The following is an 11,941-nucleotide window of genomic DNA, read 5'->3' as shown; positions in this document are numbered from 1 at the left end:
GCACAGGCATTGCTGCCCAAGGACTTTCATCATGGCACTTCACCCCGTTCTGGACCAGGTGACGCGGCGCATCCAGGAGCGCAGCCGCGCCAGCCGCTCCGACTATCTGGCACAGGTCGATGCCATGGCCGCGCGCCCTCCGCAAGTACGCACCATGGGCTGCGCCAATGTGGCCCACGCCTTTGCGGCTCTGCCCGGTACGGACAAGATTCGCATCGTTGAGGAAAAAGGCCCCAATGTCGGCATCGTCACGGCCTATAACGATGTGCTCTCTGCCCATGCGCCGTTTGCGCATTACCCCGATATTCTGAAAGACGAAGCCCGGCGCAACGGCGCAACGGCCCAGGTGGCCGGCGGTGTACCTGCCATGTGCGACGGCGTGACCCAGGGCATGCCGGGCATGGAGCTGAGCCTGTTCAGCCGCGACACGATTGCCATGTCCACCGCCGTGGCTCTCACGCATGACACTTTCGATGCGGCCCTGATGCTGGGCGTCTGCGACAAGATCGTTCCCGGCCTGCTGATCGGCGCCCTGCACTTCGGCCACCTGCCCATGGTGTTCGTGCCTGCCGGCCCCATGACTTCGGGCCTGTCCAACAGCGACAAGGCCAAGGTACGCGAGCAGGCGGCGCAGGGCCTGGTCGGCCGGCAGGAGCTGCTCGCGGCAGAAAACGCGGCCTACCATGATCAGGGCACCTGCACCTTCTACGGAACGGCCAACAGCAATCAGATGCTGCTCGAAGCCATGGGCCTGCATGTTCCCGGCACAGCCTTCATCAACCCCGCCGACGCAGAGCGTGAACTGCTCACGCGCGAAGCCATGCGTACCGTGCTGTCCATCACCCGGGGCCGGCGCTTTGCCCCCATAGGGCATGTCGTGGACGAGCGCTGCATCGTCAACGCCATGGTGGCCCTGCTGGCGACCGGCGGCTCCACCAATCACCTGATCCACTGGGTGGCCGTGGCCCGAGCTGCCGGAATCGTCATCGACTGGGATGACTTCGAGCAGCTGTCTGCGGTAGTTCCCCTGCTGGCCCGCGTCTACCCCAATGGCAGCGCCGATGTGAATCAGTTCCAGGCCGCAGGCGGCCCTGGTTACGTGATCGCCCAGCTGCTGCAGGCCGGACTCATGCATGGCGATGTGCTCACGGTGAGGCCCGAGGGGCTGGCTGCCTTCGGGCGCATCCCCCATGTCGAAAACCATCAGTTGCAATGGCGGGATGCGGGCATCTCCGGCGATGACACTGTTCTGCGCCCTGCCAGCCGCCCCTTCAGCCCTACGGGCGGCTTGAAGCTGCTCAAAGGCAATCTTGGCCGCAGTGTCATCAAGATCAGCGCCGTACCTGAAGATCGCCACGCACTGCGGGCACCGGCATGGGTCTTTGATTCGCAGGATGAATTGCAGGCGGCCTTCAAATCCGGTGCGCTGGAGCAGGCCTGCCAGACCAATGGCTTCAATGGCGTCGTCTGCGTAGTGCGCTGGCAGGGTCCGCAGGCCAATGGCATGCCCGAGCTGCACAAGCTCACCCCTCCGCTGGCCGTGCTGCAAGGCAAGGGCTATGTCGTGGCCCTGGTCACCGACGGCCGCATGAGCGGTGCATCGGGCAAGGTTCCAGCAGCCATCCATGTCAGTCCCGAAGCACTGGCAGGCGGCCCGCTGGCCAAGGTGCAAAGCGGCGACATCATCGTGCTCGATGCCCCCACCGGCCTGCTGCAAGCCGAGCTGACGGATGCCGAATGGGCAGCCAGGCCGTTGGCCATCATGCCGACTGCGTTGCAGCAAGCCAATTACCGCGGCCTGGGCCGTGAACTGTTTGCCGGATTCCGGCGCAATGCGCTGAGCGCAGAAGAAGGAGCTTGCACATGGCTGCTGAAATGACCGCCTTGTCCATCATGCAGGATGCACCGGTGATTCCGGTCATCGTGCTGCACAACGCAGAGCATGCAGTGCCCATGGCCAAAGCACTGCTGGCCGGCGGCATCAGGGTTCTGGAGGTCACGCTGCGCACGCCTCAGGGCCTGGCCTGCATAGAGGCCATCGCCAAGCAACTGCCCGAAGCCATCGTCGGTGCGGGCACCGTGCGCAATGCAGCCGATGCCGCGGCGGCTGCTCGGGCCGGCGCAAGGTTTGCCGTCAGTCCCGGCTATACCAGCAAGCTGGGCCAGGCCTGCCGCGATCTGAACCTGCCGCTGCTGCCCGGCGTCGCAACCAGCAGCGAAATCATGATGGCTCAGGAAGACGGTTTTACCGAGCTCAAGTTCTTCCCCGCCGTGCAGTCGGGCGGCATCCAGATGCTGAAGGCCTGGCAAGGTCCGTTCGGAGAGCTGCGTTTCTGCCCCACGGGCGGCATCTCGCCCGGCAACGCGGCGGAGTTTCTGGCGCTGTCCAATGTGGTCTGCGTGGGCGGCTCCTGGCTGGTCCCAGCCAGTGCCGTGGAGAGTGGCAACTGGTCACTCATCACCGAGCTGGCTCAGGCCACGCAGACGTTGCGAAGCTCTCGCACGGCCTGAGCAAGACAAGGCCTCATCCATAAAAAAGCCCGGTCAGCTCCAAGCCGACCGGGCTTTTCCATGTCTTGGCGACTCAGGCATCCGGCAGCGACTTGGTTCGCTCCAGAAGCTTGCGACGCGTTGCCTCGTCATCCATCAACTCGAACCAGATCGCATTGAGCACGGCAAAGGCTGCTGCCAGCGGCAGACCCAGCAACCAGGCGAAATACCACATAAGTTTCCTTTCATTCGGCCCATCCAATGCATGGGCCAACAATATTCGAACCGCCCCTCACACAGAAGGAAGAACGCAGCATGGCGTCCGAGGGGCGTCCCATCTCAATACGAGTGGCCCTGACCGGTCACGATGGCCTTCACGTCCACCTTGCCTCGCAGCACCGAGTACACCCAGCTGGTATAGGCCAGGATCAAGGGCAGGAAGATCAGCACGCAGACCAGCATGATGAAGAGCACGACATGGCTGGAAGACGAGTCCCAGACCGTCAGACTGAAGCGCGGATCAATGCTGGAGGGCAGGATCATGGGGAACATGGCAGCGCCCACGGTCAGGATGATTCCGGCAATCGCCAGGCCGCTTGCCAGCAGCGCCAGCCACTCGCGACGGCTGCGCAAGCCGATGGCCACGATCAGCGGCATGAGCAGGCCGATACCGGGCACCAGCCAGAGCAAGGGATAGGACTTGAAGTTGGCCATCCATGCACCGGCAGCCACGGCTGCGGTCTTGTTCAAGGGGTTGGAGGGACCGACGGGGTTGATCTCGCTGGTAATCACATAGCCGTTGATGCCTGTAGCCAGCCACAGGCCGGCAGCCGCAAACAGCACGGTGGTCAGCACGGCAAACCATGTGCCGTACCTGGCGGCGCGGCTGGCGACTTCTCCATCGGTCTTGAACATCAGCCAGGCCGCACCGTGCATGAGCAGCATGGACAGCGAGACCAGACCGCACAGCAATGCGAAAGGCGTGAGCAGACCGAAGAAGCTGCCGTCATAGTAAATGCGCATATCGTCGCCCAGACGAAATGGCACGCCGAGGATCACATTGCCCACTGCCACGCCGAACAGCAGCGCTGGCACCAGACCCGTGATGCACAGCACCCAGTCCCAGCGATTGCGCCAGGCCGCATCCTCATGCTTGCTGCGGAACTTGAACGCCACGGGGCGCAGGATCAGCGGCACCAGCACGGCAAACATGGCCAGGTAAAAGCCCGAAAAGGACACGGCGTAAAGCTGGGGCCAGGCCGCAAAGATGGCGCCGCCACCCAGAATCAGCCACACCTGATTGCCTTCCCACACGGGGCCGACGGAGTTGATGGCCGTGCGGCGCTCGACATCGGTCTTGGCCGTGGCGCGCAGCAGGCCCATGGCGCCGAGGTCAAAGCCGTCGGTGACGGCAAAGCCCACCAGCAGCACGCCGAGCAGCAGCCACCAGATGAGGCGCAGCACGTCATATGAAATCAGTTCATGCAAGATCATTTGGTTGCTCCTCTCAGCTTTGGCCGCGTGCCAGCTTCTTGATCATTGGTTCGTAGAGGCTGAGGTGAGGTTCGCTCTCATGCTCGGGGCCCTTCTTGATGGCCTTGACCATCAGCTTGAGCTCGATAACCAGCAGCACGGTGTAGATCAGCACGAAGCCGGCAATGGTCAGCAACAGCGTCTTCGCGCCCAGATTGGAAACCGCCATGGCCGTGGGCAGCACGCCTTCGATGATCCAGGGCTGACGACCCAGCTCGGCCACCACCCAGCCACATTCGGCGGCGATCCAGGGCAGCGGAATCGAGAACACGGCAACCTTGAGCAGCCAGGGATAGGCCTCAAGCCTGTGGCGGGCAGCCAGCCAGAAGAAGGTGCCGGTCAGCACGATGAAGAACATGCCCAAGGCCACCATGATGCGGAAGGTCCAGAACAGTGGACCGACCGGCGGCACTGTATCCATTGCCGCCTGGTGGATCTGTGCTTCGGTCGCCTTGCGTGGGTCATCCACATAGCGCATCAGCAGCAGGGCGTAACCCAGATTGGCACCATTGTTCTCAAAGCGCAGACGTGCCTCGGCGGGAATCTCGGCATCGGTCCTGGCCTTGCGAATGGTCTGCAGCGCGTCATAGGCGTCGATACCGTTGCGGATATTGCCCTCCGCACTCTTGACCAATTCGTTGATGCCGGGAATTTGGGTGTCCAGCGAACGCGTACCGATCAGGCCCATGACCCATGGGATGTGCACGGCAAAGTGGGTCTCGCGCGCCTCGCGGTCGGGGAAACCAAAGGCCGTGAAGGAAGCCGGTGCGGGCTCGGTCTCCCACATGGCTTCGATCGACGCCAGTTTCATCTTCTGGTGTTCGGATGACAGATAGCCGGACTCGTCACCCAGCACCACCACCGACAGCGAAGCAGCCAGACCAAAGGATGCGGCCACCGTCATCGAGCGCTTGGCCAGATGGATGTGACGACCCTTGAGCAGATACCAGGCCGAAATACCCAGCACGAACAGCGAGGCCATGACATAACCCGCCGACACCGTGTGCACAAACTTGGCCTGCGCCACGGGATTGGTGAGCACGGCAAAGAAGTCATTCACTTCCATGCGCATGGTCTGGGGGTTGAAAGTAGCACCCACGGGGTTCTGCATCCAGCCATTGGCGACCAGAATCCATAGCGCCGAGAAGTTGGTGCCTATGGCCATCAGGCAGGTGACGATCAGGTGCTTGACCTTGGAGAGGCGATCCCAGCCAAAGAAGAACAGGCCGACAAAGGTCGCCTCCATGAAGAAGGCCATCAAACCCTCGATCGCCAGCGGTGCACCAAAGATGTCGCCCACATAGTGGCTGTAGTAGCTCCAGTTCATGCCGAACTGGAACTCCATCACCACGCCGGTGGCCACACCCATGGCGAAGTTGATGCCGAACAGCACGCCCCAGAACTTGGTCATGTCGCGCCAGATGGCTCGTCCGGTCATCACATACACCGTTTCCATGATGGCAACGAGTATGGACAGGCCCAGTGTCAGCGGCACAAACAGAAAGTGGTAGAGCGCCGTTATCGCAAACTGCAGTCGCGATAAATCGACGATATCGAGGTCCATGGTCAGGTCCTTTCTCTCGGTACTTCAAAAATCAATCGGAAAAACATATGGACTGCGGTGCAACAGCACCCAGCGCATCGGGTCGCAGCCTTGCCATCAGCTGCTCAAACTCTGGGGTGCCGCGCAGGGCCTGCGCTCTCACCTGTCCTGCCTGCAGATACACAATGCGATCGGCGAGGCTCGCCTCACGCTGCCAATGCGTGGCAAAAATCAGCGTTCGCGCGCCGCTCTCAGCCGCCTGCACCAACCGCTTCAGCACATCGGCAGCAGTGACGGCATCCAGTCCCTCGGTCACCTCATCAAGCAGCCAGCAGCGGTCTGGGCTCAGCAGCAGTCTGGCCAGTGCCAGCCGGCGCGACTGGCCTCCGGACAGACCCAGGCCGCCTTCACCCAGCATGGTGTCCAGCCCCTGTGGCAGGGCCATGACGTCGCTTCTGAGACCTGCAGCCTGCAGGACGCCCCACAGCTGCTCATCGTCGGCCTTGGCATCGGCAAGACTCAGGTTGTTGCGCAGGCTGTCCTGAAAAAGCTCGGTTCTCTGTGTCATCCAGCTGCAGCCGCGGGCCTGAACCACGCCTTCGTCCGGCTGCAGCTCACCCGCCATCAAATGCAGCAAGCTGGTCTTGCCTGCGCCGCTGCTGCCAATCAGCGCCACGCGCTCGCCTTGGCGCACGCTCAGGTCTATCGGACCCAATTGACGCAGTCGGACAGACTGCAGGCTGACGGCCAGCTTCTGCACAGGCGGCTGCGGACTCTCTGCCGCTTCGGCCTTGGCCGCCAGCGGTGGAGCCAGCCTGCGCAGCGCCAGCCAGGTACGCCCGGCCTGCTCTGCCCCTCTGCGCAGAGCTGCAAACGGCTCCATTGCCGACAGTGCCAGCAAAATACCCAGCGCAGCAACCGGCGCGTTGATGCGGCCCTGCTCCATCAACCAGGCCATCAACAGCACGGATGCGCTCAAGGTAAAGGCCGACGCCGCACCATAAGCCTGGGCGGCAGCCGCTTCGGATTGATAAAGCCGCTCATCGGCCAGGGCGCAGCGCGCATCGCTATGCAGCACTTGCTGCACCTGGGCAGGCAACTGGCCTGCCATCAGCAGCTCGGTCTGGCCTGCAACCAGATCCACGGTTTGGGCACGCATGGCCTCCAGTGCCATGGCACGGCGTACGGCAGCCTTGCGGCTGCGCAAACCATGCCACAGGGCGATGCCCCAGCCAGTCAGCAGCAGCCACGCCAGGGTCAACAGGCCCAGCCACCAGCGCATGAATCCGTAGGCCAGAGCCGCCAGCAAGGCCGCGCCCAGCGCCGCTACGGCGGGCACCAGCAGGCGCAGATAAAGATTGTCCAGGGCATCCACATCGGAGGTCAGACGCTGCAACAGCCTTGCCGGGCGCTGCAGCAGCAGGCGGGCGGCCTGCGGGCGAGCCCAGCTCAGGAACAGTCTCTGGCGCAAAGCGGCCAGCACGGCCAGCGTGGCATCATGGGTCACCAGGCGCTCGGCATAGCGGGCACCGGTACGGCCCACGGCCAGCAAGCGAATGCCGGCCGACGGCATGAACACATCGAACACCAGGGCCGTGGCAGGCACCAGCCCGGCCAGTGCCGTGGCCGTGATGAACCAGCCCGACAAGCCCAGCAATGCCATGCCCATCAGCACCGTAAGCGCTGCCAGGGCTGCACCTCCCAGCCAGAGATTGCGCGGCGCCATCTGGCCCAGCAGCTTCAGCATCTCGCGCATTGAAATGGTTTGCATCTTCATGGCTGCGACTCCCGCGCCGGTCGCGGCAGCGGCAACTCGATCACGCGATCCATGGCAGCGGCCAGCTGTGCATCGTGGGTGGCGACCAGCATGGTGCGCCCCCTGGCCAGATGGCGCAGAGACTGCGTGATCTGGGCTGCTGTCTCGGGATCGAGATGAGCAGTAGGTTCATCGACCAGCAGCAGTCCGGCCTGTGTCTGCGCGGCCATACGTGCCAGAGCCAAACGTACCACCTCGCCACCGGAAAGGCCTGCGCCGCCCTCACCCAGGCTTGCGCCGGGGCGATGCGCCAGGGCCTCATCAAGTGCCGCCAGCTGCGTAGCTTCGGCAATCTGTTCAGGTCCTACAGAACGTCGCCCCAGCGCAATATTGCGCGCGGCCGAGCCTGCAAAGACATGGGGCAACTGCCCCAGCCAGGCCATGCGCCGGCGCAGCTGGGTAGCACTGCCGGCATCAAGCGTTTGCCGGTCGACTTCGATACGGCCTTGCTGTACCGGCAAAAGGCCGGCAATCTGCGCCAGCAGCACGGACTTTCCGCTGCCGCTGGGACTCCACAGCGCCACATGCTCGCCAGCCTGTATGTGCAAAGACAGCGGCGCGAGGCTGGAGTCACTGCCTGGCACCTGAACCTTGAGTTCCGAAACGCTTACGGACACAGGCTGGCCAGGCCATGACTGCTCATCGACCGGAGATGCTTCAGCGGCATGCTGCGCACCGACAACCTGCATGGACTGCGCCTGCATGCTCTGCAAGGTCTGCAGTGCGGCCTCGCCCGCAGCTCTGTCATGCCAGACGGCCGAGAGATCGCGCAAAGGCTCGAAAAATGCCGGCGCCAGCAGCAGCACAAACATGGCCTGGCCCAGACCGAGCTTGTCGCCCCAGGCGCCGAAATTCAGCGTGCCCAGCAGGTGAAAACCTATATAGACGGCCACCATGGCCACGCCCAGTGCCGAGAAAAGCTCCAGCACCGCAGAAGACAGAAAGGCAATGCGCAGCACGCGCATGGTGCGGGTGCGCAGGTCTTCGGCATGGTCACGCAGCCGCTGGCCCGTCAGCTCCACGGCATGCAGAGCACGCAGCGTGCTCAGGCCGCGCAGGCGGTCCAGCAAGAAAGCGTTCATATGACCGAGCTGCAGCATCTGCTCTTCGCTGGCCGCCTTGGCACGCCAGCCCACGATCGCCATGAAAAGCGGAATCAGCGGCGCGGCAACCATCAAAATCAGAGCAGCGACCCATGACTGCAAGGCCACGGCAGCCAAAATCACCAAGGGCAGCAAACGCACACGCCACATCGCGCTCTGGTAACGCGCCAGCCACGGAACAATGGCCTCGGCCTGCTCGGCCATGGCACTGGCGGCCTGGCCGGAAGCTGGACGGCTCTTGTCCAGCGGCGATGTCTGAGCCAGCGACTGCGCCACCCGGGCGCGCAAGCTGCTGAGCTGCGCACGCGCTGCACGGTTGGCCAGCATGCCGCCATGGCCTTCTGCCCAGGCTCGCAGCAAGCCCAGCAACAACACGCCAGCAGCCATGGGCCAGACGGCCGCCATGCCCTGACCGTTGGCCATGAGTTGCACAGCCCTGGCCAGCAAGGCTGCCTGCGGCAGCCATATCAGCCCGGCAAACACCTGCCACACAGCTCCCGCGCTGGGGCGACGGATGACGCTCGCCAACTTGGCATGTGCTGTATCGACCTGGTTGTCGGTGGAGGAAGAAGGGGTGTGCTGCATTTCTCAATTTTCAGTATTTACTGAAATTAACGGAATACTACTCTTCTTTTGACAATCATCATGACTTGATATGCAAAAGCCAATTGCAGGACCAGGCCTACATTGATACGCATCAACTCCGAAGCAATTTAACAAGGGTTAACCCTTGAGCAAGTCGTGCTTGAGCAACATCAAGCGAGCAAGCCGCCCATAAAAAACGGCGTCCGAAGACGCCGTTGGCACAGAAGATAGTGAACTGCCTCAGGCAACCAGCAGGCTTGCCTTGGCTTCGGCGTACTCACGCTTGAGGCGAGCCACCAGCTCCGCCGTGGACTGCACCTTGTCAATGGCACCGATACCCTGGCCACAGCCCCAGATATCTTTCCAGGCCTTTTGCGCACCGCCGCCAAAATTCATCTTGCTGGGGTCGGATTCGGGCAGGTTTTCCGGATCCAGACCGGCCGCACGAATCGAAGGTGCCAGATAGTTGCCATGCACGCCTGTGAACAGATTGCTGTAGACCACGTCGTCGGAGCTGCCCTCGACGATCGCCTGCTTGTAGGCTTCTACGGCGCGCGCCTCGTCGGTGGCAATGAAGGCCGATCCGATATAGGCAAAGTCCGCACCCATGGCCTGGGCCGCGAGAACCGCCCCCCCCGTGGCAATCGAGCCGGACAGCGCCAGAGGGCCGTCAAACCATTGGCGAATTTCCTGCACCAGGGCAAATGGACTCTTCACACCCGCATGGCCGCCAGCACCGGCTGCCACGGCGATCAGGCCATCGGCACCTTTTTCAATGGCCTTGCGAGCAAACTTGTTGTTGATGATGTCGTGCAGCACCACACCGCCCCAGCCATGCACGGCCTGATTCACATCTTCACGCGCGCCCAGGCTGGTGATGATGATGGGCACCTTGTACTTGGCGCAGACCTGCATGTCGTGCTCGAGACGGTCATTGCTCTTGTGCACGATCTGATTGATGGCGAATGGTGCCGAAGGGCGATCGGGATGGGCCTTGTCCCAGGCCGCCAGAGTCTCGGTGATCTCTGCCAGCCAGTCCTCCAGCTGCTCGGCCGGGCGGGCATTGAGAGAAGGCATGGAGCCGACGATACCGGCCTTGCACTGCTCGATGACAAGCTTGGGATTGCTGATGATGAAAAGCGGCGAGCCGATGACAGGCAGAGCCAGCTTTTTGAGGGCGGGTGGCAGCTTGGACATATGTTGTCTCCTTCTTCGTTTTATAAATAAAAAGGGCTGTAGCGTTTGTTCCAGATACGCAGGCAGCTCTTATTTCAGAAGCAGTTCGAAGGACGGCTCACTGTTTGCACCCCTGTGCCGACGGTGAAGCCGTCCGACTGGCCTTTGGCCAGTTTCGCCTGCCATCGCGCCACTCCCTGTCCCCAGGGCAACAGTTTTTGCCTTCTCTGTGCACGGAGGATCATCGTGATGGGCGCGGCCGCAAAAAAGGCCTGAGCGCGGTGCTGCGTCAGGCCTTGGTTTCTTACTGCGTCACACGCCCGGCGGCATTGACGATGGACAGGTCCACATATTTGGATCCCACTTGACCGGGCTTGAAGTTCACCCAGTAGCCACCCAGGTCATAAGACTCCAGTCCGCGCAAGGCGGCACTCATTTTTTCCGGCGTCACCGGCTGGCTGCGACGCATGGCCTCCACGATGACTTTGGCATTCACAAAGCCTTCCATCATCGCAAAGCTCACCGGAACGTCCAGGGACTTGCCCGCAGCAATCGTCGCGTCGCGAAACTCCTTGTTGAGCTTGCCCGAGACCTTGTAGGGACTGGGCACCACCTGGGCAATCGACAGACCGCTCATGTACTCCACAGGAAGACGCTTGGCCAACTGCTCGATATCGGCCTCGGCCGTGGCATAGACCTGGGCGGTACCGCCCTCCATACGATATGCCTCGACAAATGCCGCCGTGGCAGGACTGGAAGCCACCAACAGAATGGCTTGAGGCGAAGTCTTCGCAGCCTGCAGCTCCTGCACAGCCTTGTCCGAGCCACCTCGGCTCTTGAGCATGGCCGATGCGACCAGCTTGGCCCCGCTGGGGTTCACGGCCTTGGTCACCAAGGCCGTCAGCTCCTGTGCATCGGGTCGCTCCTCGAACACCAGCGCCAGCCGCGTGATGCCTACGGTGGCCAGGTGGGTGGAAATCTTTGCGATCTGCTCGACAAGCCCTGCACGCGTGGAGAACATCTGGGGTGATGCCAGCACACGGGTGTCCGTGCTTTGATAACCCACCAGCGGAATCTGCGAGCCATCCAGAGCCTTGCTCTCCAGCAAGGCCGAGAGATTGCGATTGCCGAAATAGCCTGCCAGCACCACGGGCTTGGATTCGCTCAGCAGCTTGCGCGTCTTGGTCACGGTCTCTTCGGGATGGCCCACATCATCGAGCACGGCCAGCTCCACAGACTGGCCCTGCACACCACCAGCCTTGTTGACCTGGTCAAAGTACAGACGCATCCCCTGCGCATAGGCCCGCCCCTGACTGGCTTCGGCCCCCGACATCGGAGCCACCTGCCCTACCGTCCAGGCCTGTGCCACCAAAACAGCACCTGCACACATGGCAACCAAACCGGCTCGCGCCAACACCCAATGCTTGCGATTCATTCAGAGTCTCCCTCTCCATCAATGCAGTGGGTCTGAAGCGCCCATGCAGCTGCCGAATTATTGTTGATGACCTGACCTGTACGAGCCAGGCGCCCATGGAAAAAGAGGGGCTTGAAGCCCCTCTTTTGATGTGCGCCAAATTACAGCGCGTTGACCAGTTCGGGCACGGCCGTGAACAGATCGGCTTCCAGACCGTAATCGGCCACCGAGAAGATCGGTGCTTCGGGGTCCTTGTTGATCGCCACGATCACCTTGGAATC

General features: G+C 62.3%; 9 protein-coding genes and 1 pseudogene. 2 read left to right on the top strand and 8 right to left on the bottom strand.

The window, feature by feature from the left end; genetic code table 11:
- The first annotated feature begins 31 nt into the window (after window positions 1-31).
- A complete protein-coding gene (edd, locus tag JAO85_RS21265; protein ID WP_202788979.1) occupies window positions 32-1,879 on the top strand; it encodes a phosphogluconate dehydratase in 1,848 nt (615 codons plus the stop codon).
- Window positions 1,864-2,511, top strand: a complete 648-nt coding sequence (gene eda, locus JAO85_RS21260) for a bifunctional 4-hydroxy-2-oxoglutarate aldolase/2-dehydro-3-deoxy-phosphogluconate aldolase (RefSeq protein ID WP_039050668.1) — start codon at window positions 1,864-1,866, stop codon at window positions 2,509-2,511. The genes edd and eda overlap by 16 nt, the downstream gene beginning before the upstream one ends.
- 73 nt (window positions 2,512-2,584) lie before the next feature.
- Here the strand turns inward: eda and cydX are convergent, their stop codons facing one another.
- From cydX to JAO85_RS21220, 8 genes and pseudogenes are all read right to left on the bottom strand, one after another.
- Window positions 2,585-2,725: a cytochrome bd-I oxidase subunit CydX gene (cydX, locus tag JAO85_RS21255; RefSeq protein ID WP_003053063.1), complete on the bottom strand. Its 141-nt coding sequence runs from the start codon at window positions 2,723-2,725 to the stop codon at window positions 2,585-2,587.
- Between the two features lie 104 nt (window positions 2,726-2,829).
- Window positions 2,830-3,984, bottom strand: coding sequence for a cytochrome d ubiquinol oxidase subunit II (gene cydB, locus JAO85_RS21250; protein ID WP_003065741.1), 1,155 nt, complete (start codon window positions 3,982-3,984; stop codon window positions 2,830-2,832).
- Window positions 3,985-3,997: 13 nt separating this feature from the next.
- A complete protein-coding gene (locus JAO85_RS21245; protein ID WP_003065743.1) occupies window positions 3,998-5,587 on the bottom strand; it encodes a cytochrome ubiquinol oxidase subunit I in 1,590 nt (529 codons plus the stop codon).
- A gap of 31 nt (window positions 5,588-5,618) precedes the next feature.
- Complete coding sequence (locus JAO85_RS21240) at window positions 5,619-7,343, bottom strand: amino acid ABC transporter ATP-binding/permease protein (protein WP_202788978.1); 1,725 nt, start codon at window positions 7,341-7,343, stop codon at window positions 5,619-5,621.
- Window positions 7,340-9,070, bottom strand: coding sequence for a thiol reductant ABC exporter subunit CydD (cydD, locus tag JAO85_RS21235; RefSeq protein ID WP_202788977.1), 1,731 nt, complete (start codon window positions 9,068-9,070; stop codon window positions 7,340-7,342). Before cydD ends, JAO85_RS21240 begins: the two co-directional genes overlap by 4 nt.
- A 240-nt stretch (window positions 9,071-9,310) precedes the next feature.
- On the bottom strand, window positions 9,311-10,267 hold the full coding sequence (locus JAO85_RS21230) for a nitronate monooxygenase family protein (protein ID WP_003065748.1): 957 nt from the start codon (window positions 10,265-10,267) through the stop codon (window positions 9,311-9,313).
- 283 nt (window positions 10,268-10,550) lie between these two features.
- Window positions 10,551-11,681: an ABC transporter substrate-binding protein gene (locus tag JAO85_RS21225; protein ID WP_039050670.1), complete on the bottom strand. Its 1,131-nt coding sequence runs from the start codon at window positions 11,679-11,681 to the stop codon at window positions 10,551-10,553.
- A gap of 140 nt (window positions 11,682-11,821) precedes the next feature.
- Window positions 11,822-11,941, bottom strand: a pseudogene (locus JAO85_RS21220) (electron transfer flavoprotein subunit alpha/FixB family protein); the annotation flags it as partial.

It is taken from the genome of Comamonas sp. NyZ500, from assembly GCF_016772095.1.
Taxonomy (GTDB): domain Bacteria; phylum Pseudomonadota; class Gammaproteobacteria; order Burkholderiales; family Burkholderiaceae_C; genus Comamonas; species Comamonas thiooxydans.
The sequence above is the reverse complement of the archived record's forward strand: the minus strand, read 5'-3'. Positions and strand labels throughout refer to the sequence as shown.